This is a genomic window from Frondihabitans sp. 4ASC-45 (assembly GCF_049472575.1).
In the GTDB taxonomy this organism is placed as follows: Bacteria; Actinomycetota; Actinomycetes; order Actinomycetales; family Microbacteriaceae; genus Frondihabitans.
Map to the genome: position 1 here is coordinate 154839 of NZ_JBCEBN010000004.1, position 21443 is coordinate 176281.

21 protein-coding genes are annotated in these 21443 nt (G+C 68.0%); 2 read left to right on the forward strand and 19 right to left on the reverse strand.

Going from position 1 to position 21443, the window contains the following annotated elements; genetic code table 11:
* Positions 1-50: 50 nt before the first annotated feature.
* The gene (gene rpsB, locus VH571_RS08445) at positions 51-1019 is read right to left on the reverse strand and encodes a 30S ribosomal protein S2 (protein ID WP_423264140.1); all 969 of its coding nucleotides are present in this window, start codon (positions 1017-1019) and stop codon (positions 51-53) included.
* Positions 1020-1303: 284 nt separating this feature from the next.
* A complete protein-coding gene (locus tag VH571_RS08450) occupies positions 1304-2743 on the reverse strand; it encodes a sugar porter family MFS transporter (protein WP_055958746.1) in 1440 nt (479 codons plus the stop codon).
* A 172-nt stretch (positions 2744-2915) separates the two neighbouring features.
* Between VH571_RS08450 and VH571_RS08455 the strand changes: the two genes are divergently transcribed.
* Positions 2916-3473: a M23 family metallopeptidase gene (locus VH571_RS08455; protein WP_423264141.1), complete on the forward strand. Its 558-nt coding sequence runs from the start codon at positions 2916-2918 to the stop codon at positions 3471-3473.
* Between the two features lie 10 nt (positions 3474-3483).
* Here the strand turns inward: VH571_RS08455 and VH571_RS08460 are convergent, their stop codons facing one another.
* The 9 genes from VH571_RS08460 to VH571_RS08500 all read right to left on the reverse strand — a co-directional run bounded on the left by VH571_RS08460 (position 3484) and on the right by VH571_RS08500 (position 10889).
* Entirely contained in the window at positions 3484-4407 is a 924-nt protein-coding gene (locus VH571_RS08460; protein ID WP_423264142.1) for a tyrosine recombinase XerC, read from the reverse strand.
* Between the two features lie 66 nt (positions 4408-4473).
* Positions 4474-5682 carry a DNA-processing protein DprA gene (gene dprA / locus VH571_RS08465; RefSeq protein WP_423264144.1) on the reverse strand — a complete coding sequence of 403 codons (1209 nt, stop codon included), beginning with the start codon at positions 5680-5682 and terminating at the stop codon, positions 4474-4476.
* Positions 5679-7214, reverse strand: coding sequence for a YifB family Mg chelatase-like AAA ATPase (locus VH571_RS08470; protein WP_423264145.1), 1536 nt, complete (start codon positions 7212-7214; stop codon positions 5679-5681). Before VH571_RS08470 ends, dprA begins: the two co-directional genes overlap by 4 nt.
* Positions 7211-7582: a YraN family protein gene (locus VH571_RS08475; RefSeq protein WP_423264146.1), complete on the reverse strand. Its 372-nt coding sequence runs from the start codon at positions 7580-7582 to the stop codon at positions 7211-7213. The genes VH571_RS08470 and VH571_RS08475 overlap by 4 nt, the downstream gene beginning before the upstream one ends.
* A gap of 107 nt (positions 7583-7689) precedes the next feature.
* Positions 7690-8013, reverse strand: coding sequence for a DUF2469 family protein (locus VH571_RS08480; RefSeq protein ID WP_055958787.1), 324 nt, complete (start codon positions 8011-8013; stop codon positions 7690-7692).
* A 162-nt stretch (positions 8014-8175) separates the two neighbouring features.
* Positions 8176-8811, reverse strand: coding sequence for a ribonuclease HII (locus VH571_RS08485; protein ID WP_055958789.1), 636 nt, complete (start codon positions 8809-8811; stop codon positions 8176-8178).
* A gap of 34 nt (positions 8812-8845) precedes the next feature.
* Positions 8846-9682 (reverse strand): signal peptidase I, encoded by an 837-nt coding sequence (gene lepB / locus VH571_RS08490; RefSeq protein ID WP_423264147.1) that lies wholly within the window; start codon positions 9680-9682, stop codon positions 8846-8848.
* A 96-nt stretch (positions 9683-9778) separates the two neighbouring features.
* Complete coding sequence (gene rplS / locus VH571_RS08495) at positions 9779-10129, reverse strand: 50S ribosomal protein L19 (RefSeq protein ID WP_055958791.1); 351 nt, start codon at positions 10127-10129, stop codon at positions 9779-9781.
* Between the two features lie 184 nt (positions 10130-10313).
* Positions 10314-10889, reverse strand: coding sequence for a hypothetical protein (locus VH571_RS08500; protein WP_423264148.1), 576 nt, complete (start codon positions 10887-10889; stop codon positions 10314-10316).
* 38 nt (positions 10890-10927) lie between these two features.
* Here VH571_RS08500 and map point away from each other — a divergent pair, with 38 nt between their 5' ends.
* Positions 10928-11698: a type I methionyl aminopeptidase gene (gene map, locus VH571_RS08505; protein WP_423264149.1), complete on the forward strand. Its 771-nt coding sequence runs from the start codon at positions 10928-10930 to the stop codon at positions 11696-11698.
* A 49-nt stretch (positions 11699-11747) separates the two neighbouring features.
* On the opposite strand, the gene trmD is transcribed toward map, so the two are convergent.
* The 8 genes from trmD to aroA all read right to left on the reverse strand — a co-directional run bounded on the left by trmD (position 11748) and on the right by aroA (position 21339).
* Positions 11748-12452, reverse strand: a complete 705-nt coding sequence (gene trmD / locus VH571_RS08510) for a tRNA (guanosine(37)-N1)-methyltransferase TrmD (RefSeq protein WP_423264150.1) — start codon at positions 12450-12452, stop codon at positions 11748-11750.
* Positions 12453-12456: 4 nt separating this feature from the next.
* Positions 12457-13158 (reverse strand): ribosome maturation factor RimM, encoded by a 702-nt coding sequence (rimM, locus tag VH571_RS08515; protein WP_423264151.1) that lies wholly within the window; start codon positions 13156-13158, stop codon positions 12457-12459.
* On the reverse strand, positions 13136-13372 hold the full coding sequence (locus tag VH571_RS08520; protein ID WP_055958803.1) for an RNA-binding protein: 237 nt from the start codon (positions 13370-13372) through the stop codon (positions 13136-13138). The genes rimM and VH571_RS08520 overlap by 23 nt, the downstream gene beginning before the upstream one ends.
* A gap of 3 nt (positions 13373-13375) precedes the next feature.
* On the reverse strand, positions 13376-13795 hold the full coding sequence (rpsP, locus tag VH571_RS08525; RefSeq protein ID WP_055958806.1) for a 30S ribosomal protein S16: 420 nt from the start codon (positions 13793-13795) through the stop codon (positions 13376-13378).
* 233 nt (positions 13796-14028) lie between these two features.
* A complete protein-coding gene (locus VH571_RS08530; protein ID WP_423264152.1) occupies positions 14029-16143 on the reverse strand; it encodes an FAD-dependent oxidoreductase in 2115 nt (704 codons plus the stop codon).
* On the reverse strand, positions 16115-16975 hold the full coding sequence (locus tag VH571_RS08535) for an SDR family oxidoreductase (protein WP_055958809.1): 861 nt from the start codon (positions 16973-16975) through the stop codon (positions 16115-16117). The genes VH571_RS08530 and VH571_RS08535 overlap by 29 nt, the downstream gene beginning before the upstream one ends.
* Before the next feature lie 36 nt (positions 16976-17011).
* Positions 17012-18190, reverse strand: coding sequence for an acyl-CoA dehydrogenase family protein (locus VH571_RS08540; protein ID WP_423264153.1), 1179 nt, complete (start codon positions 18188-18190; stop codon positions 17012-17014).
* The gene (gene aroA / locus VH571_RS08545) at positions 18187-21339 is read right to left on the reverse strand and encodes a 3-phosphoshikimate 1-carboxyvinyltransferase (RefSeq protein ID WP_423264154.1); all 3153 of its coding nucleotides are present in this window, start codon (positions 21337-21339) and stop codon (positions 18187-18189) included. The genes VH571_RS08540 and aroA overlap by 4 nt, the downstream gene beginning before the upstream one ends.
* Positions 21340-21443 lie beyond the last annotated feature (104 nt).

A 21443-nucleotide genomic window follows, 5' to 3' on the forward strand; every position in this document is an offset into this window, starting at 1 on the left:
GAAGGGATCACCGGGCGCCGAAACGCCCGATGATCCCGACGGGGAGGGTGTTACTTGGCGTCGGCGGCGGCGTCGACAGCAGCAGCGTCGGCGTCGACCGCGTTCGCGACCTCGGGGTCGGCCTCGGCGACCGGGTTGGCGACGGGCTCGCCCAGTGCCTTCTCGGCGACCTGAGCGTCGGCGTCGTTCTCTTCGGTCGGCTCGGCAGCGGGGGCTGCGTCGGCGGCAGCCGGGGCAGCGTCAGCGGCGGGAGCGTCGGTCGACTGCGCGAGCAGCTCGGCCTCCCACTCGGCGAGGGGCTCGACCGGGGTCTCACCGGCCTCGGGCTTCTGGTGACGCTGAATGAGGCCCTCGGCAGCGGCGTCGGCGACGATGCGCGTCAGCAGACCGACGGAACGAATCGCGTCGTCGTTGCCCGGGATCGGGAACTGGATCTCGTCGGGGTCGCAGTTGGTGTCGAGGATGCCGATGACGGGGATGCCGAGCTTCTTGGCCTCGTCGATCGCGAGGTGCTCTTTCTTGGTGTCGACGACCCAGAGAGCCGACGGCGTCTTCGTGAGGTTGCGGATACCGCCGAGAGTCTTGTGAAGCTTGTCGAGCTCGCGCTTCTTGATGAGGAGCTCTTTTTTGGTGAAGCCCTGAGTCGTGTCGTCGAAGTCGATCTCTTCGAGCTCTTTCATGCGAGCGAGGCGCTTTGAGACCGTCTGGAAGTTGGTCAGGAGACCGCCGAGCCAGCGCTGGTTGACGAACGGCTGGCCGACGCGAATAGCCTGCTCGGAGATGGACCCCTGAGCCTGCTTCTTGGTGCCGACGAAGAGGATGGTGCCGCCGTGGGCGACCGTCTCCTTGACGAAGTCGTACGCCTTGTCGATGTAACCGAGCGACTGCTGGAGGTCGATGATGTGGATGCCGGAGCGCTCCGCGAGGATGAATCGCTTGACCTTCGGGTTCCAGCGCCTGGTCTGGTGTCCGAAGTGAACGCCGCTGTCGAGCAGCTGGCGGATGGTGACGACGGCCATGGCCGTTCTCCTTCTCTACGCGCGAAGACGCGCGTCTTTTCGGTTGAATGGACGACCGGTCGGTCGCCTCTGCCTGGTGCCCGGCCTCACACCCGCCCCCGAGATCGTGATGATCGTCGAGAGACCGAATGGGTGGAATTGCCGCCGCGTCTTGTGCTGATGCACATACGGCTAGGGCACGCGAAGTCAGCCTGCAAGCAGACTGCTCGCTAATAGTAACACCACCAACGCCCCGTCTCCGTCTGGAGAACAGGGCGTCCGTGTGTGTCGGGAGCAGTGGGATCCTAAGCGTTCGCTCCGACCGCCGCCGTGCCCATCTCTTCGAGCGAGCGACCCTTGGTCTCTTTGATCTTGAAGAACACGAAGATCAAAGACAGAAGGGCGAAGAAGGCGAAGATGCTGTACGCGAGAGTCAGGTTGATCGCCGACAGGACGGGGAACGCGACGGTCACGACGAAGTTCGCGATCCAGTTGGCGGTCGAACCGATGCCGAGGGCGGCCGCACGGATGCTCGGCGGGAACATCTCACCGAGGAGGACCCACATGAGCGGGCCCCAGGTAGCGCCGAACGAGACGACGAAGAGGTTGGCCGCGACAAGGGCGATGGGGCCCCAGGCACCGGGGAGCTGCGGGTCTCCTGAGACGATGTCGGCCTGGCTGAACGCGACGGCCATTGCGGCGAGGCTGATGGTCATGCCGATCGAACCGGCGAGCAGCATCGGACGACGGCCCACCTTGTCGACCAGGGCGATCGCCACGAAGGTGACGGCGACGTTGACCACGGAGGTGATCGTCGAGATGAGGAATGCGTCGCTCTCTTGGAAGCCGACGGCCTTCCAGAGGGTCGTCGAGTAGTAGAAGATCACGTTGATGCCGACGAACTGCTGCAGGACGGCCAGGATGATTCCGACCCAGACGATGCCCTGGAGACCGGCGACCGGCCCGCGGACACTCGACTTCTTGGCGAGCTTCGCCTCGGTGTTGATGGCGTCTTCGATGTCGTGGAGGCTGGTCTCGACGGTCTCGGTCGGGACGATCTGACTGAGCACGCTCCGGGCTTCGTCGCGACGGCCCTCGCCCGCGAGGTAGCGAGGCGACTCGGGAAGACGCAGAGCGAGGATGCCGTAGACCGCGGCGGGGACGACGCCGACGATGAACATCCAGCGCCAGGCCTCCAACGGCCCGAGCATCGCCGAGGCGCTGCCCGCGCCGGTCGCGAGAAGCTGATCGGAGAGCAGAGCGGCGAAGATACCGAGCGTGATCGCAAGCTGCTGGAACGAGCCGAGACGGCCGCGGATGCCCTTCGGCGAGACCTCCGAGATGTACGCCGGAGCGATGACCGACGCGATGCCGATGCCGATGCCGGCGATGACGCGCCACAGCACGAAGTCCCAGACCGCGAAAGCGAGACCGGCGAGGATCGACGAGGCGAAGAACAGGATCGCCCCGAGGAGCATGACCTTGATGCGACCGAAGCGATCGGCGAGACGGCCCGCGACATAGGCGCCGACGGCGCAGCCCAGAAGGGCCGAGGCGACCGTGATGCCGGTGGCTGCCGCGGGGATGCCGAATTGCTGAGCGATCGAGTCGACCGCACCGTTGATGACGGAGGAATCGAATCCGAAGAGGAACCCGCCGACGGCCGCGGCGACAGCGAGGGCCGTCACCCGCCTCTCGAGCTTTTTCGCTTCACCGGGCGGAGTGGTGGATGTCGTGTCGGACACTGTTCTCTACTTTCCAAGCCGTCGATCCAGCCTGGGGCGGCGAGACCGACAAGATTATTCAGGAAGCAGCGACTCGTGACCGCCGCCTCCCCACATGCGACGTGCACGAATCGTTGTGCACAGAAAGACCCTACGCCCGCCGAGGCGGTCGCGCTGACGCGAGCATGGGGGCATGATTCTCCGACTTCTCGCAGCGCTCCTGATCGCCGTCGCTCTCGGCCTAGCACCGCAGGGTTCGCGCGTCCTAGCAGTCACGACTGCCGGAGCGACTATCGCCACCGTTGTCGCGAAGGATCCCGGTGGTGCGGTCGCAGGGCGCTGGTCGTGGCCGTCTCCCCCACCCCACCGGGTCGTCACACCGTATGAAGCACCCAGCGCGGTCTGGTCGCCGGGGCACCGCGGTATCGACGTGGCGTCGATGCCGGGCGTGGTCGTCGTCGCCCCGGAGGCGGGCGTCGTGCACTTCTCCGGAACCGTCGTCGATCGGCAGGTGTTGTCGCTCGAACACGCGGGCGGAGTGCTGTCGAGCTTCGAGCCGGTGCGCGCGACGGTGGCCCGTGGTCAGCACGTCGACCGCGGGCAGCCCATCGGCGTGGTCGAGCCGGGCCATTGCGCGTCGTCGGAGCCCTGCTTCCACCTCGGTGCCCGGGTCGACGGCCGCTACGTGTCGCCGCTCCTCCTCCTCGGCGAGCTGCGCCGCTCCGTTCTCCTGCCGACACGGCCCCTGTAGCCCGAGGACTTCAGGCGCGAGGGTGCGCCGATCGATAGCTTTCGCGCAAGCGTTCGGTCGAGACGTGCGTGTAGATCTGCGTCGTGCCGAGGCTGGCGTGACCGAGCTGCTCCTGCACGGCACGGAGGTCGGCCCCGCCGTCGAGCAGGTGAGTCGCGGCCGTGTGCCTCAGCGCGTGCGGCCCCGCCGGTCCTGAACCCGGAAGAGGCTCGAGGATCCGGGCCACCAGCGCGTAGACCGACCGTGCCCCCAGACGCGAGCCCGATCGCCCCACGAAGAGTGCTGCACGATCGGCGTGGGCGCCTGTTGCGAGCTGTGGTCGGCCCCGGGTGAGGTAGTCGTCGAGAGCGGCCGACGCCGGCACTCCGAAGGGGACGACGCGCTGCTTCGCTCCCTTTCCGAGCACGCGCACGACGAGCCGTTCGAAGTCGACGTCGCCGAGGTCGCAGCCGACGAGCTCGCCGACGCGGAGTCCCGCACCGTAGAGCAGCTCGACGACGGCGAGGTCGCGGAGGGCGGTCGCGTCGCCACCGACGGCTGCGGCGGCCAGCTCGTCGAGGATCCCGCCCATTTGGTCCCGGGTCAGCACCCGCGGCAGGTGACTCTCCGCCTTCGGCGCTCGGAGCCGGACGCCCGGATCGACGTCGACCCGCCCGGTCTCGTGCAGCCATCGCGTGAAGGCGCGGGCGGAGGCCGATCGCCGGGCGATGGTGGAGCGGGCGAGGCCACGGTCGGTGGACTCCCACAGCCAGTCGCGCAGGGTCTCGAGGTCGAGGCCGGCCGTGCGCGGATCCTCGTCGAGTCGGCCGCGGACGAAAGCGAGCAGGTCGGCGAGATCGGCCCCGTACCCGCGCACGCTGTGCTCGCTCAACCTGCGGGCGGAGCGAAGCCACGACCGGAAGTCGTCGATGTCGCGCGCGAGTGTGTCGTCCACGACGCCAGCGTAGGCCCGCCCGGGCGACGACGAGGCGCGGCACCCCGTTGCCCGGATGGCGCCTCGTCATCTCACGAGCCGCACCCACCCCCGCTCGCGCTCTTCGACCTGACCGGCGAGCTCGAGCACGGCGAGAGTCGCCTGCACCTCGGCCGCCGTCAGCCCCGACTCCCGCTCGATGCGGTCTTCGTGGCGGGCCTGCCGCCCGCTCAGCGCGTCGAGCACGCGGTGTTCGGCGGCGGGCCTTCGGCGTCCGGTACCGCCGGGAGATGTATCGACCAGGTCGGGGCTGGCAGCGCCCACGATGTCGTCGACCCCCTGAACCAGCACGACCTCGGGATCGCGCAGCAATCGATGGCACCCGGCCGACGAGGGCGACGTGATCGGCCCCGGCACCGCACCCAGGGGCCTCCCGAGGCTCCGCGCGTGACCGGCCGTGTTGAGCGCGCCCGATCGATGACCCGCCTCGACGACGACCGTCGCTGCCGTGAGTGCAGCTATCACGCGATTTCGCTGCAGAAACCTCCAGCGCGACGGCACCGTGCCGCACGGCACCTCCGACACGACCGCGCCGGTCTCGGCCACGCGCACGAGAAGATCGTGGTGCCCTGCCGGATAGAAGCGGTCGACTCCCCCGGCCATGATGGCGACGGTGAGGCCGCTGGAGGCCAGCGCGGCTCGATGAGCTACCCCGTCGATACCGTAGGCGCCTCCCGACACCACGCCGAACCCGCGGAGCACCAACCCTGTGCCGAGTTCGGTGGCGACCTGCTCCCCGTAGTTCGACGAGGCCCTCGATCCCACCAATGCCACCGAGGGCCGGGAGGACAGCGCGCTCGCATCACCCCGGATCCAGAGCGTCGCGGGGGCGTGCAGCCCCAGCTCATCGAGGCTCGTCGGCCAAGCCGGATCGCCCGGGAGTAGCAGCCGCGCCCCCGCGATGCTCGCGGCGCGAAGGGCAGAGCGGATCGCGACCGGGTTGAGCCGCGGAGCCCAGCGGGCTTTCGCCGCGGGGATGTCGAGACCCTCCGTGCCGAATCCTGCTTCCACCAGCGCTCGAACCACGTCGGGGCCGTCGCGGCGGAGGACATCGAGGGCCCCCGAGGGCCCGAAGGCCGCTCGGAGCACCCCGCCCACCAAATCGCCCGGTTCGACAAGGCACGACCAGACAACCGAGGCGAAGTCGTCGCCAGCAGTCTCGGTGCGGTCTCGACCCACACCCCCGAGGAGGGCGGCGACCTCGGCATCGCCGATTTCGCCGAGGCTCGGGATCACCGCGGCCTCCGGAGCGCGAGAGCCGCTCCGACGTGACCGGCATCCGGGCGGTCCTGGGCGTCGAGGTCGGCGAGCGTCCAGGCGAGGCGCAACACGCGGTCGTAGCCCCGCATGGTGAGGGTGCCGCCTTCGAGGGCGCGGTCCATGTCGGCGGTGTCTGAGGCGGCCAGGCGCTGGGCTTCAGCGCGCAACCACGCACCCGGTACCTCCGAGTTGAGGCGCCAGGGTGTCGACGCCAGCCGAACGGCGGCTCGCTCTCGAGCCCGTTCGACCCGGACACGGGCCTCGGCCGTGCTGGTCGTGGGCACCGCGCCGTCGGTCGCGAGGTGAAACTGCGCCGCGTCGATCCGCATGAGCCTCAGGTGGATGTCGATGCGGTCGACGAGCGGCCCGGACACCCGCGTGAGGTACCGCCGCCTGGCGAACGGAGTGCACTCGCAAGGGACGTCGCGACTGCCGTACTGCCCGCAGCCACAGGGGTTTGCTGCGAGCACGAGCTGGAATCGCGCCGGAAACACGGCACCGACGGCGGTGCGTTGGAGCTGGATCTCGCCGGACTCGAGGGGCTGACGGAGCCCGTCGAGCACGTGGGCCGGAAACTCGGGTGCCTCGTCGAGAAAGAGAACCCCGCGCGACGCCCTCGACACGGCGCCCGGTCGCAGCACACCGCTTCCGCCACCCACGAGAGCCGTGGCACTACAGGAGTGATGCGGGCTTTCGAAAGGCGGGCGCCGCTCCAACTCGCCACCGAGGGGCAGGCCGCAGAGCGAGCGGATCGACGACACCTCGAGGGCCGATTCGATGTCGAGGTCGGGCAGAAGACCGGGCAGCCGCGCCGCCAGCATGCTCTTGCCCGACCCGGGCGGCCCGACCATCATCGTGTGGTGCCCGCCCGCCGCGGCGACGACGAGACCCTCGACGGCCGCCCGGTTACCGATCACCTCCCCCAGGTCGAGCTCGCTCTCCGGTCGCGGGACGGCCGCCGGGAGCGTCAGCGGCTCGACCTCCTCGGGCGTGAAGTCGCCGCCGTGCCAGATCGCCGCCTCTCGAAGACTTGCGACGCCGACCACCCTGACCCCGGGCACGAGTGTCGCCTCGGCCGCATTGGCCGTCGGGACCATCACGCGTTCGGCGCCGGCGCGGACAGCGCCGAGTACGGCGGGCAGGACACCCGACACCGGCCGGAGTCGCCCGTCGAGCCCGAGCTCTCCGATGTGGACGACCCGGTCGATCGACTGGCGGTCGACCAGATCGGATGCCGCAAGTGCGGCGACGGCGATCGCCAGGTCGAACGACGCGCCCTGTTTCGGCAGTGCGGCCGGCGAGAGGTTGACCGTCAGTTTGCGCGGCGGCAACGCGCAGCCCGAGTTCGCTGCAGCGGCTCGCACCCGGTCGCGGGCTTCGCCGAGCGACGTGTCGGGCAGTCCGATCAAGACGAACCCCGGCAGACCGTCGCTGATATCGGCCTCGACTTCGACGAGCTGTCCACCCACTCCGACGAGGGCGACCGCCTCGGTGCGTGCGACGGTCACGCGACGTTCTCGAGGTGCTCGATGACGGGTCGCGTCGAGGCATCAGCCTCGAGGGTGACCGCGACCACGTCGACCCGCAGCCGCTGGCCGGAACGCGGGTTGCCGTGAGCCCAGGCGAGCGCCAGGCGTCGTAGCCGCTGCACTTTCGCGGGCGTCACCGCCTCGAACGGATGCCCCGCCGCGTGGCCCGTGCGCGTCTTCACCTCCACCACGACCACGTAGTCGTCGTCTTCGGCGACGATGTCGACCTCACCCTCGGGGCATCGCCAATTGCGATCGAGGATCCGGTAGCCCCGCTCAGCGAGATGCACGGCAGCCGCCTCCTCGCCGAGGGCACCGACTTCTTGATTCGTGTTCTTTTTCGTCATCACGACCTCCTGCTTTGAGGATCGCGAAACGGCGCCGTCTCAGACGGAGGAGTCGTCAGACTGGGGAGAACTCGAGGCGGTCGACCGCCTGGGGAGACGAGGCCCGGCTACTCGTCGAGCGCGAGCTCTTTGGGCAGTTCGAGATCGCGCGTCGTGAGCTCTTCGACGTTGACGTCTTTAAAGGTCAGCACCCGCACCGACTTCACGAACCGGTCGGAGCGGTAGACATCCCACACCCAGACGTCGCTCATGGTCAGCTCGAAGTAGAAGTCGTGCTCGGTGTCGCGGCGCAACAACTCGACCTCGTTGGCGAGGTAGAAGCGTCGCTCGGTCTCGATCACGTACCGGAACTGCGACACGACGTCACGATATTCGCGGTAGAGAGCGAGCTCGACCTCGCGGTCGTAGTCTTCGAAATCGTCGTCGTCCATCGAGGAGTCATCTTACCCGCGACCACTGGGGAGCCGAGCGTCGCCGCATCGGCGCAGGAGAGCCGAGCGTCTCGTCGCCGGCGCGGAAGATCCGGCCTCAGCAGGGTCAGCGAAGCCGGGTCAGCGCAGCCACGTAAGCGCAGCCGCGTCAGCGCAGCCGCGTCAGTGCAGCCAGGTCAGCCGGTGCAGCGGAGACGGCCCGAGGGCCTGGAGCGCCTCGTAGTGCGTCGCCGAGCCGTAGCCCTTGTTGCCGGCCCAGCCGTAGCCGGGATGCAGGGTGTCGAAGTCGATCATCATGCGATCGCGGTGCACCTTGGCGATCACCGAGGCGGCGGCGACCGAGGCGCAGTCGCGATCCGCCTTGATTCGAGTGGTGATGCGCGGCGGATGCGTCAGTGCGGACGACAGGTAGTCGTGGTTGCCGTCGAGCACCACGACGGAATCGAGGATCCCGACGCCCTGCTCGTGCAATTGGACGAGCGCGCGTTTTCCGGCGATCCCCAGAGCGGCGATGATGCCGAACTCGTCGACTTCGCCGGGCTCTGCCAACCCGACTGCCGACGCATGCGACCAATCGACGGCCAGCGGATACATCGATTCGCGACGCTTCTCGCTGAGCATCTTGCTGTCGCGAAGGCCAGCGGGGTGCGGATCGCACGCGGCGATCACCGCGCTCATGCCGACCGCGACCGGCCCGGCGATGGCGCCGCGGCCTACCTCGTCACAGCCCACGACCCAGGTGACGCCCTCGGCGTGCAGTGACCGCTCGAAGTCGAGGGTCGGATCGGCGACCACCATCAGCAGCAGCCCGGAATCAATCGGATGCGTTCCATCACTGTGTCGATTTGTCGGTGCCGCGGAAGACGCTCTGGTAGTCGTCGAGCCACGTCCAGCGACTGACCGGCCAGGTGATGACGAAGGCGCGACCCACGACGTCGGACTCGGGCACGAAGCCCTTCGACGGCGTTCCGGTCTGAAGACGGCTGTCGGCGGAGTTGTAGCGGTTGTCGCCCTCGACCCAGAGCGAGTCGGCCGGAACCGTCACGCTGAAATCGTCTTTCGATTCTTTGGTCACACCGGCCGGAAGCTTCGTGTAGGCCTTCTCGTCGAGCGGAACACCGTTCACGGTCGTCTGGCCGAAGTCGTTGCAGCAGGCGACCTTGTCGCCCGGCAGGCCGATGACCCGCTTGATGAGGTGGTCGTCGCTGTCTTGCGTGCCGAGCCCGACCTGGGTGAGCGCCCACTGGAATCCGTCGATGACCGGGTTGCCGGTGGTCGACGACACCTGGTCGGTGGACCCGAGCCATCCGCCCGGGTCTTTGAACACGACCACGTCGCCGCGCTTGATCGGAGTGACTCGCGGCACGAGCTCGTTGACGATGATGCGGTCGTTCACCTGCAGGGTGTTCTGCATCGATTCGGACGGGATGTAGAACGAGCGCACCAGGAACGTCTTGATCAGAAAGGAGATCAGCAGGGCGACGAGGAAGATGATGACGATGTCGCGGAGAAACCGCCCGGCACCGCCACGACGCTTCTTGCGACCACCCGTGTCGGCGGGATCGTCGTCTGAGCGACGGCGACCGCGAACGGCCTCGCTGTCGGGCGTCACCGACGGGAGCTGCATGCCTCGACGCAACCTACCCATGAACGTGCTGTCATCTGTCATTTAACCACCAGAGCTCCCCGCCAAATGGTACTGGACGGGGAGCTCGGAAGCGGCGAGAGTGCTGAGCGTGTCAGCCCTGCCACCGGGAGGCGCGGACTAGTTGTCGCGCTTCTCTTTGATCTTTGCCTTCTTGCCACGGAGTTCGCGCAGGTAGTACAGCTTCGCGCGGCGCACGTCGCCACGGCTGACGAGCTCGATGTGGTCGATGACCGGCGAGTGCACGGGGAACGTGCGCTCGACGCCGACCTGGAAGCTGACCTTACGAACGGTGAAGGTCTCGCGGACGCTGTCGCCCTGGCGGCCGATGACGACGCCCTGGAACACCTGGACGCGCGAGCGCGTGCCCTCGATGATGTTGACGTGGACCTTGACGGTGTCGCCGGCGCGGAAGTCGGGGACATCGCTGCGAAGCGACGCGGCATCCAGACTGTCGAGGATGTGGCTCATGATGATTCGCTCTCTGCAACCGCCACAGGTCGATCGCGGTTTCGGGGCGCCTGTCGATCGAGTCGAACTCGTTGCCGACCGGCGCATTTCGAAGAGTGTTCGTGCCTCGTAATGGCAGACTCCCCTGTGGCAGAGTCGTGCGCGGGCACAATCAGCCATTGTGCCACAGGCGACACGCCCGGCGCTACGCGCGGGGGGCGATGCGGATCGTGTGTTCGGGATCGGCTGCGAAGGATCCGGGTGACGTCGGGCTGGATCCTGGTGTTCCGCCCTGTACCACCCGCTCCATCTCGGCCAGCGTGGAGCGGAAGCCGTCTCGGGCCGCCCGGATCGACTGCCAGATGCTTGCGACCAGGAGTGCGGCCCCGGCCGCGATCGTGACGACGATCGACGCGGCAGAAAGTGCGGTCGACAGGGCCACCGCGTCGTTGCCGACCAGGGCGCTGAACGCAGAACCCGCTGTCCGCGACGAAGTCGAGTCGACCAGGAAGAAGCCGATGCCCAACTGGCCAAGCCAGGTGAGCGTCAGGAGCCCCGCATCGATCCACGAGACGGCGCGACGAGTGCGGTTGTCGCGTCGGAGAGACACCAGGGCGATGGCGACGGCCTGCACCACGAAGAGGATCGGGACGAGCACGATCTGTGCGACGAACTGGTAGCCGAGAGGGGCACCGAAGAACACGCGAGCGAGCAGAACCCACGCCGGCAGCACGATTGCCGCCACCCACAGAGCACGGTAAAGACCTCGACGAACCCACATGCAGTGAAGACTATGCACGGACAGTGAAGAATGGCTCCATGATCGATCTGCGAACACCCGGAGAAGTAGACGCCATGCGACCGGCCGGGCGGTTCGTCGCCTCGGTGCTCGAGGCCACACGCGAAGCCGCGACGCCCGGCACCAACCTTCTCGAGCTCGACGCGCTCGCCCACCGCATGATCACGGCGGCACGAGCGGAGAGCTGCTACATCGACTACCACCCCTCGTTCGGTGCGATGCCGTTCGGCAAGGTCATCTGCACCTCGGTCAACGACGCCGTGCTGCACGGACTCCCGTTCGACTACCGCCTGCAGAAGGGTGATCTGCTGAGCCTCGACTTCGCAGCGAAGGTCGACGGCTGGGTGGCCGACAGTGCCCTCAGCATCGTCGTCGGCGGCGACGAGACCGCCGAAGACCGAGCCCTCATCGACGCCTGCGAGCAGGCCCTCGCGGCCGGCATCGCCGCGGCCCAGCCCGGCGGGCGCATCGGAGACATCTCTGCCGCGATCGGCGACGTCGCTCGCGCAGCCGGCTACGCGGTCAACCTGCAGTTCGGCGGACACGGCGTCGGCACCGAGATGCACGGCGACCCTCACATCGCTAACGACGGGCGAGCGGGCCGCGGGTTCCCGCTTCGGCCGGGCCTCGTCATCGCGATCGAGCCGTGGCTCATGCAGAGCACCGACGAGATCTACACCGACGCCGACGGCTGGACGATCAAGAGCGCCGATGGCTCGCGAGCGGCCCACGTCGAGCACACGGTGGCGATCACGCCAGAGGGCCCGCTCGTTCTGACCGCGCGGGGATAGCCGGATCCTTCGCTGTCGCGCCCTGCGTGTACGTAGCCGGTTCGACGCCCTAGTCGGACGCCTCGCCGAGAAGGTCGGGCCGAACCCTGCGGGTGCGCTCGACCTGCTGCTCGTGACGCCAGGTCGCGATGGCGCCGTGGTTGCCGCTCAGCAGAATGGGCGGCACCTCGTGCCCGCGCCACGTCGAGGGCTTCGTGTAGCTCGGGTATTCGAGGAGGCCGTCTTCGTGGCTCTCTTCGGTCAGGCTCTCGGGGTTGCCGACGACGCCGGGCACGAGGCGTCCGATGGCTTCGACCATCGCCATTGTGGCGACCTCGCCGCCGTTCAAGACGTAGTCGCCCAGGCTGATCTCGCGCACCTCGACATTGGGTCGGGTGCGCGCGTGATCGATGACGCGCTGATCGATGCCCTCGTAGCGGCCGCACGTGAAGACCAGCCGAGGCGCGAACGCCAGTTCGCGTGCCTGTGCCTGTGTGAAAGGCGTGCCGGCCGGTGAGGGCACCACCATGACGGTGCCGGGCTCCGCGTCACCGAGCAGGGCGTCGAGGGCTTCACCCCATGGTTCGGGCTTCATGACCATGCCGGCGCCGCCGCCGTACGGGGTGTCGTCGACGGTGCGGTGCCGGTCGTGCGTGAAGTCGCGGAGGTCGTGGACCCTGGCGTCGAGCAGCTTCTGCTGACGGGCCTTGCCGAGAAGCGAGACGTCGAGCACTCCGAAGAACTCCGGGAAGATCGTGACGATGTCGATCCGCACGGAGCTACTTCTGGTCTTCAGAGGCGGCGACGTCAGGATCCGACGCGGTCACCGGAGCGGTCTCGTCGCGTTCCGCGCCAGCCTCCGCGTCGCTCTCGGCGGCATCGTCGACGAGCTCCTCGAAGAGACCGAGCGGCGGCGTGACGGTGATCGTGCGCGAGGCCAGATCGACCGAGGGGACGATGGCGCTCACGAAGGGCACGAGCACCTCGCCGGACGGCGTCTCGACTGCGAGCAGGTCTTGTGCCGGCAAGTGATCGACGCGGGCGATCGTGCCCACCTCGCGGCCGTCGCGGACGACGGAGAGACCGACCAGCTGGTGATCGAACCAGGCGTCGGGTTCGTCGCTGACCTCGAGCCCCTCGTGCTCGACCCACAGGATGGCCTTGGCGAGGGTTTCGGCCGCGCTGCGGTCGGAGATGCCGGTGAAAAAGCCCACGGGGTGGGAGTTGTACCAGCGCAGTTCGCCGAGCTCGAGCGTCTTGCCGTGCCAGGGACTGTCGGTCGGCACTTGGAGTGCGAAGACGGCGCCGGGGACGAAGCGCTTTTCAGGAGCGTCGGTGAAGAGTTCGAGTTTCAGCCCCCCCTTGAGGCCGTGGGCCTTGGTGAGGCGGCCGACGCGCAGACGCGTCCCCTCGGGGGACGGCGCGTCGACTCGGGTGTTCGTGTCGTCTGCCACCGATTCAGGAATCGGTGTCGACGACATCGACGCGAACGCGCTTCCCGTCGGCGAGAGCCGTGACGAGAGTGCGAAGCGCCTTGGCGGTGCGCCCGGAGCGTCCGATGACGCGTCCGAGGTCTTCGGGGTGGACTCGGACTTCGAGCACGTCGCCGCGCGGGGAAGCCTTGGAGACCACCTGCACCTCGTCCGGGTGATCGACGATCCCCCGGACGAGGTGTGTGAGTGCAGGTGCGAGCACTGACTACGCCTCGGTCGTCTCTGCGGACTCGTCGGCGGCGGGAGCCTCGGCCTTGGGGGCCTCGGCCGGCTTCTCAGCCTTGGGCTTCAGCACGGGCTTCTTCTTCTCGTCAGCGACGAAGGCCTCTTTCGCGACCTTGGTCTTGACAGTGCTGACGGCGTTCTTGTCGCCCTTGAACTGACCCCAGTCGCCGGTCAGCTTGAGGAGCGCAGCGACCTGCTCGGTCGGCTGAGCGCCAACGCCGAGCCAGTACTGTGCACGCTCGGAGTCGACCTCGATGAACGAGGGCTCTTCGGTGGGGTGGTACTTACCGATCTCTTCGATGACACGACCATCGCGCTTGGTGCGCGAGTCGGCAACGACGATGCGGTAGTAGGGAGCGCGCATCTTACCGAGACGCTTCAGACGGATCTTGACAGCCACAATTCTCCTGTAGGAATTTCTTTTTGGGGCGAGTTGCTAGCCGTGAGCGTGGGGGCACACTCGGCTCGAAAGCTCTGATGAAGTCGCACTGACACCTGATTAGAGGGTCGGGTGCCGCGGACTCGACCTCTCATTGTTGCAGACCGGCAACGTTCTGGCGAATCTTTGCCGCGGCCGTGTCGCCCTGGTGTCGCGACTCCTGCACGGCGGCTCGGACCCGTCGCCGAATCGCGCTAGGGAGAGACCAGTCGAGACGCAGCCAGACCCTCCGCGGTCGCGCGCACGGCATCGACAGCGCGCGCATCTAGAGCTCCCCCGATCACGGTGTGAGCGATGCCCGCGACGTCGAGCTCCACGGCGAGGTCGCCGCGCGACTCCTGGCCGGCGCAGACGATGACCGTATCGGCGGGGATGCTGACGAGAACCCCGCCGTCGGCCTCGACTTCGAGGGCGCCGGGCCGGATCCTTCGGTATTGGGCATCCGTAACGAAGCGGACACCCGCCTGCCGCAGCCGGCCGACGGCGACCCAGCGCGATGTGGGGCCGATCCCCCGCCCGAAGCGCTCGGAGCGCGAGACGATCGACACGGAGGATCCCGAGCGGGTCGGGTGCGGGCGCGTCGCGTCACGACGGTGAGGGGCCGAGGATCCGCGCACGCCGTCAGCCGGCAATCCGTTCTCGCGGACGAACGATTCCGCGCGGATTGACTCCTGACCTGACTCGACCAGGAAGGTCGCGGTGTCGATGGCGATGCCACCCGAGCCGATCAGAGCAACCGTTCCTGCCGGCACCCCCTCTCGAAGCGCGCGCTCGTACGAGAGGACGTGCGGGAGGTCGATTCCGGGCAGATCGAGCACACGAGGACGCACGCCCGTGGCGACGACGACGTGGTTGAACGCGACAAGATCGGAGGCGTCGACCCGGCGACCGGTCTCGATTCGAGCGCCGAGCTGGTCGAGTTCGGCGCGCCACGAACGCACGGGGCCCGCGTAGTCCTCCTTACCGGGAATCGACGCGGCCAGATCGAACTGACCGCCGAGACCCGCGCGCTCCTCGAAGACCACGACGTCGTTTCCGCGTCGGGCGAGATCCACAGCGGACGCGAGACCCGCGGGCCCTGCTCCGACGACGGCGACCCGTCGACGCGACCGAGACGGAACACGCGGAAACTCCAGCTCGCGCGCGGCACGGGGGTTCACGAGGCACGACACGGCCTCTCCGAACAGGGAGCGATCGATGCACGCCTGGTTACAGCCGATGCAGGTCGTCACCAGATCGAAGCGTCGGTCGGCGCTCTTCTGCACGATGTCGGGGTCAGCCAGGAAAGGCCGCGCGAGGGCGACCGCATCGACGACGCCGCGAACGAGGACGTCCTCGGCGTCACGGAGGTCGGTCAGCCGGTTGCTCGCGATGACGGCCACCTCGGGCCGGCCGGACGACCGGACCACCGCGGCGAGTCGTTCGGCGTATGGAACCCAGACGCCATGGGGCACCGCCGCCTGCACCGTCGGAACGCGGGACTCGTGCCAGCCGACCCCGACGCTGACGGCGTCGACACCGGCCTCGACGACTTCGAGCACCAGCGCGTCGACGTCGGACGGGGTCGACGAATCGGGCATGAGGTCGTCGCCCGAGACGCGGATGCTCACCGGGAACTCCGGCCCCACGGCGTCTCGCACCGCGCGGACGACCTCGACGGCAAACCGTCGACGACGTGTGGCATCGCCACCCCACTCGTCGTCGCGCAGATTCGTGATCGGCGAGCAGAACTGGTTGATGAGATAGCCCTCGGACGCCATGATCTCGACGGCATCGAAGCCGAGACGCTGCGCTGTGCGCGCGGCGTCGGCGAACGACGAGATGGTGCGCAGGATCCCACGCTCGTCGAGCGCAACCGGCACAGCCCCGCGGGCGCCTCGCCAGGCGACAGCCGACGGAGCGACGGCGTGCGCGGGCGCTCCCCCCTCGTCGACGAGGCCCTCGGTGAGGGCGTACCGACCGGCGTGGAAGAGCTGTGCCGAGATCGCTCCCCCGGCGTCGTGCACGGCCTGCACCGCGCGGGCGAACCGCGCATCGGCGGCGGACTCGCCGAGGACGGCGTAGTCGGCCCCGCCACGAGCCTCCGCGTTCACGGCGAGACCACCCGTGATGATGAGCGCTACCCCGCCCGCGACGCGCTCGCGGTAGAACGCCGCCAGAGCGGCACCGCCGTCGTCGCGCACCTCGAGCCCCGTGTGCATGCTTCCCATGACGACGCGGTGCGGCAGACGGAGGGAGCCCAGCGACCACGGCGTCATCGTGACGCCGAGGAGCTCCGACTCAGGAGACGTCGGCAGCACCGGAGGCATCGCCGTCGACGGTCGACCCGAGCACGGCCTCGCGCAGCGGGCTCGTGGTGTCGGCCCAGAACGGCGGCGCTACGACGGTCAGGCCGCCGTCGACGGAGAGGGTCTGGCCGGTGATGTAACCGGCCTTCTCGGAGAGGAGGAAGTCGACCGCGTCGGCGACCTCGTCGGCCGTGCCCTTGCGCTGCAACGGAATCTTCTCGAGCACCGTCTCGATCGGTGCCATGCCCGGAACCGAGTTGTAGAAGTAGTCGAGCGAGTCGGTGTCGATGAGCCCACCGTTGACGGCGTTGACCGTGATGCCCCGGGGGCCGAACTCGGTGGCCATGAACTTCACGTACGCCTCGTTGGCGGCCTTGGCGGCTCCGAGCGAGGCGTAGGTCGGGAACGCGCGGAGCGAGCCGTAGCTCGTGATCGCGACAATGCGTCCGCCGTCGGGCATGATCGCGGCCGCCGCCTGGGCGCCGAGCACGAACGACCGGATGTTCGTCGCGTAGTTGCGATCGAGGTGGTGCAGCTTGAGCTCGGCGACCGGCTTGAACGCCGAGGCCGCCGCGCTGGCGATGAACATGTCGAGCTTGCCGTACTTCTCGGTGACGGTCGCGAAGAGCGCCTCGATCGACTCGGGCTGCTCGACATCGAGCTGCACCGTGATGCCGTCGGCCCCGAGGGCGCGGATCTCGCGCAGGGTCTCGTCGGCGAGGTCAGCGTTCTTCTTGTAGGTGACAACGACATCGACGCCGCGCGCCGCCAGCTTGAGCGCGAGCACCTTGCCGATGCCTCGGGATGCACCCGTGATCAGAGCGAGCGGTCGGGTGGATGTTTCGGGAGCCAAGGAGGGCCTTTCAGGAGGTGAGGGGAGGTAGGGAGGTCAGTACGAGACCGCGCCGGTGACGACGGCTCGACCGACGATCAGCTTCTGGATCTCGTTCGTGCCCTCTTCGAAGCGCTGTGCTCGAGCATCGCGGTAGACACGCTCGATCGTGTTTCGCTTCCAGTAGCCCTGCCCGCCGTGGATCTGCAGGGCTTTGTCGGTGACGCGCGCCAGCATGTCGACGGCGATCATCTTCGAGGCACTGGAGAGTGCGCCGGCATCGGCGCGGCCCTCCTCGTAGGCTTTCGCTGCCTCGATGACGAGAGCTCGAGCCGCGGCGATGTCAGCGTAGTTCTCGGCCAGGTAGAACTGGATCGCCTGGCGGCTGGAGAGCTTCTTGCCGAAGGTCTCGCGCCGGTTGGCGTATTCGACGGCGAGCTGCTGAGCCCGCTCGGCGAGCCCGACGGCGCTCATGGCGACCGAGACGCGGCTCGGCAGGAGGAAGCCGCCGAGCGCGACCTCGAGGCCGTCGCCCTGCTCCCCCAGAAGAGCCGATGCCGCAACGGGCGTCTCGGTGAACCGCAGGATCGCATGGTCGGTGCCGCGCACCCCCATCGTCTCGGAGTCGTCGATGACCTCTGCGCCCGAAAGCCCCGTGTTGGGCATCAAGAACGCGACAAAGCCGTTCTTGTCGGTCGAGCCTTCAATACGCGCCGCGATGAGCCAGTAGTCGCACTTCACGCCGAAGGTGATGAGGTGCTTCTCGCCGTTGAGGTACCAGGTGTCGCCCTCGAGGCGTGCGGTGGTGCGGAGGTCTTGGCCGGTACCCGCCGTCGCCTCGGTGAGCGTGAAGGCGACGAGCTTCGTTCCGGCGATCGACGGTTTGACGACCTCCTCGATCTGCTCCGGCGTCGCGAAGGGCACCATGGCACGCCAGGTGCCGTTGATGACGTGCACGAGCATGCGGATCGACGCGTGCGAGCGCGACACGATCTCCATCAGCTCGAGGTAGCGCGAGAACGGGATGCCTCGGCCGCCGAGCTCGACCGGCGCCGCGAGACTCAGGTAGCCGCGGTCGCGCAGTTCGGGCAGCAGACGGTCGGGCACCGCGCCCGTGGCCTCGATCTCGTTGGCGATGTCTTCGCCGGGGCCTTCGACCCACGCGGTGATGTCGGCTTTGATGGCCTGGAATTCGGCCTCGTCGAACGAGACGGGGGCCGGGGCGGTGAGGGTCATGACTGTGTCTCCTGGACTGCGGTGTGGGAGGTTCGGGCTTCGTCGGCGACCAGGGCGGCGGCCCTCTCGCGAAGCACGTTCTTCTGGACTTTACCGACGACGTTGCGCGGTATCTCGTCGAGGAACTCCAGCCGCTCGGGCCAGTAGTACTTCGAGACGCCGGCTTCGGCGAGGTAGTGCTGCATTGCGGCGAAGTCGAGCTGCTCGCCGTTCTTGGCGGCCACGACGAACGCGCACGCTCGTTCTCCGAGACGAGGATCCGGCATGGCCACGATCGCCGCATCGCTCACGAGCGGGTGCTGGTAGAGCAGGTTCTCGATCTCGACGACCGGGATCTTCTCGCCGCCGCGGTTGATGACGTCTTTGATCCGTCCGGTGATGTGCAGGAAGCCATGGTCGTCGAGTCTCGCCAGGTCGCCCGTGCGATACCAGCCGTCTGCGGTGAAGACGTCGTCGGTGAGGTCGGGACGATCGAGGTACCCGCCGAACATCGTGGGCGAGAGGAGCTCGAAGTTGCCCTCCTGACCGGCGGGCACCTCGGATCCTTCGTCGTCGACGATGCGGAGTCGGATGCCGGGCAGGGCGCGCCCGTCGGCACCCCAGGCGTCTTCGGGCGTATCGGACGGCGTCGAGAGTGCGCCGAGGCAGGTCTCGGAGGTGCCGAACGCGCCGAGCACGCTCGTCTGGAGCACGGAGGTCGCCTTCTGCGCGAGTGCCCGCGGGACGGCGGCCCCTGTGGCCACAAAGATGCGGAGGCTCTCGGGCGGGTTGGCGCCCTGCTCGACCGCCTCGACCAGGTCGGTGAGGAAGGGCGTGGCGCATTGGACGAAGGAGGCTCTCGCCTGGCCGAAAGCCTGCTCGAGAGCGACTCCGGAATCCCAGACGGGCTGGATGACGCTTGCCACTCCGAGCCGCCACGACAGCAGCATGCCGTAGAGAAAACCGGTCTGATGCGCCAGCGGAGACGGGATGTAGATGCGGTCGGAGTCGCCTAGGCCGAGGTGGGCCACCTCCATCGCGGTGGCGAGGCCCAGGGTGCGGTGCGGGTGTTGCACACCCTTCGGTTCTCCCGTCGTGCCCGAGGTGAAGAGCAGCTGGCAGACGTCGTCCGGTCGGGGCGAGAGCGAGGTGATGAGCTCGACGTCCGGCGTCACCGCCGCGAGAGCCCGGTCGTAGTAGCGCCAGTTCCATTCGGACGCCTCGACGGCCTTGGCCGCGTCGGCGGGAATTGGTGCGACGTCGCTTCGACCGGCTTCTTCGCCGCGACTTTCGCTGCGGATCACGACGACGTGCTCGACCGAGAGTCGCCGCTTCTGAGCGCGGGCTTCGTCGATGACGTCCAGAAGCTCGAGGGCGGGGCGACGGCGGCGGAAGACGTTCGGGAGGAAGACGACCCGGGCACGAGATCGCGCGAGGGTCATGGTGGTCTCACGCGGACCGAACACCGGCATGATCGGCGTGGCCACGGCCCCGATCTGAACGGTGCCGAGCGTGATCGCCACGAACTCCATCCAGTTCGGCAGCTGCATCGCCACCGACTCCCCTCGCTGCACCCCGAGCTCGAGGAGCAGCTGCGAGACGCGGTCGGCCTCGTCTTGAAGCTGACGCCAGGTCGTGGTGACGGGTTCGATCCCACCCACCTCGATCACGGCCGCGTCGTCGGGGTGACTCGTCGCCATCTGGCGAACCTTCTCGCTGAGCACAAGCGGATCGGCATCGACCCCCTGCAACTCGAGCGGGGCCTGCTGCAGCGCGGCGCCCTCGGTGAGGGTGTCGCGCTCGACCTCGACGTTCTCGGCGCTCTCGAGAGCCTTGGGATCGCCCATGTCGAGGTCGAGGCCGATCGACGTCATCGCTTCGAGGAACGTCGGGTACGAGATGCGGTAGGCGCGTGGATAGGTCAGCGACGTCGCACCTCGAGCACGAGTGCCGGCGATCGCCAGCGACATGAGGACGCGGTGGTCGTTGAACGAAGAGAGCGGCGCCCCCGTGAGACCGTGTGTGCCTCCTGTCACGCGGAGTTCGTCGTGGGTCTGGTCGGCCTTCCCGCCGAGAATGTTGAGCTGGAGCATCGCCGAGACCCGGTCGCTCTCTTTGAGGCGGATGTGCCCGACGTTGCGGAAAGTCGACGTGCCCTCGGCGAAGGTCGCCATCGTCGCGAGGATCGGGAGCAGGTCGGGGATCGGCTGACAGTCGATGTCGATGGCCGTAAGCGGGGAGCCGTCGCTCTGGATCCGGACGAAGCCGGTCTCGTCGTCGATCGAGAGATCGACGCCCATCTGTGTCGCCAGGTCGAGGAACTCCGACTCGGGGTGGTCGGTCTCCGCGGTCGTCGTCGCCGAGAGGCCGCGGAACAGGACGTCGGAGGGATGGATCGCGGCCGCCGCGATACCGAAGGCGGCCGAACCGATGTCGGGCGGAATCACGTAGTCGTGCGGGGTCGCCGTCTGGTTCCCGCGGACCCGGAAGGTCAGCCAGTCATCGTCGTGCTCGACCTCGAGACCCCACAGGCGCATCATGCGGATGGTCAGGTCGACGTAGGGCTGTTCGTTGAGGGTGCCGCCGGTCACGTGGATGACGGTGTCGTTCTCGGCGAAGGGCGCGACGAGAAGCAGGCCGGACAGCCACTGGCTGAGCGTGCCCGCGATCGAGACCTCGCCCCCGATGGGCCGGACCGGCTGCACATGGACCGGCGGTCGATCCTGATCGGCCTCGAGCTGGACGCCCATCTGCTGGAGGGAGTCGAGGAGAGCCCGGATAGGCCGCCTGCGGAAGTACTTCATTCCCGTCAGCGTCATCGGCTGGTCGGCGAGGGAAGCAAGGCCGACCATGAAGTAGAGCGTCGTTCCCGACGAGCCCATGTTGAGTAGACCCTCGGCGCCTTTCGAACCGTGGTCGACCACATCGGTCGCCCGGTAGGGCCCGCCCTCGACGATGTAGCGGTCGCCGTCGACCGTGATCTTCGTGCCGAGGGCCCTGAGCGTACCGATCGTCCACTCCACCTGACGAGTGGTCGAGACACCGGTGATGACGCTACGGCCCGGTGCCAATGACGCCAGGACGAGAGCCCGGTGCGCGTGATATTTCGAGACCGGCACATCGAGAACGCCCTCGAGGCGAGTAGTTGTCCCACGAACGACAAGCTGCATTTGTCTGTTCTCCTCCTGCTACGACGGGACCCATCTACGTCATTGGAGTGCGAACCTCGGAATGCGGCGGTCCCGCCACAACACGTTACGCCTGTTGACGCCCT

What these genes read in the sequence shown, in the direction of transcription:
- rpsB (WP_423264140.1), bottom strand. Translation starts at nt 1,019, where the DNA reads ATGGCCGTCGTCACCATCCGCCAGCTGCTCGACAGCGGCGTTCACTTC.
- VH571_RS08455 (WP_423264141.1), top strand. Translation starts at nt 2,916, where the DNA reads ATGATTCTCCGACTTCTCGCAGCGCTCCTGATCGCCGTCGCTCTCGGC.
- VH571_RS08475 (WP_423264146.1), bottom strand. Translation starts at nt 7,582, where the DNA reads ATGACGAAAAAGAACACGAATCAAGAAGTCGGTGCCCTCGGCGAGGAG.
- VH571_RS08480 (WP_055958787.1), bottom strand. Translation starts at nt 8,013, where the DNA reads ATGGACGACGACGATTTCGAAGACTACGACCGCGAGGTCGAGCTCGCT.
- VH571_RS08485 (WP_055958789.1), bottom strand. Translation starts at nt 8,811, where the DNA reads ATGGTGGTCGCCGATCCGACCCTCGACTTCGAGCGGTCACTGCACGCC.
- lepB (WP_423264147.1), bottom strand. Translation starts at nt 9,682, where the DNA reads ATGACAGATGACAGCACGTTCATGGGTAGGTTGCGTCGAGGCATGCAG.
- rplS (WP_055958791.1), bottom strand. Translation starts at nt 10,129, where the DNA reads ATGAGCCACATCCTCGACAGTCTGGATGCCGCGTCGCTTCGCAGCGAT.
- VH571_RS08500 (WP_423264148.1), bottom strand. Translation starts at nt 10,889, where the DNA reads ATGTGGGTTCGTCGAGGTCTTTACCGTGCTCTGTGGGTGGCGGCAATC.
- map (WP_423264149.1), top strand. Translation starts at nt 10,928, where the DNA reads ATGATCGATCTGCGAACACCCGGAGAAGTAGACGCCATGCGACCGGCC.
- rimM (WP_423264151.1), bottom strand. Translation starts at nt 13,158, where the DNA reads ATGTCGTCGACACCGATTCCTGAATCGGTGGCAGACGACACGAACACC.
- VH571_RS08530 (WP_423264152.1), bottom strand. Translation starts at nt 16,143, where the DNA reads ATGCCTCCGGTGCTGCCGACGTCTCCTGAGTCGGAGCTCCTCGGCGTC.
- VH571_RS08540 (WP_423264153.1), bottom strand. Translation starts at nt 18,190, where the DNA reads ATGACCCTCACCGCCCCGGCCCCCGTCTCGTTCGACGAGGCCGAATTC.
- aroA (WP_423264154.1), bottom strand. Translation starts at nt 21,339, where the DNA reads ATGCAGCTTGTCGTTCGTGGGACAACTACTCGCCTCGAGGGCGTTCTC.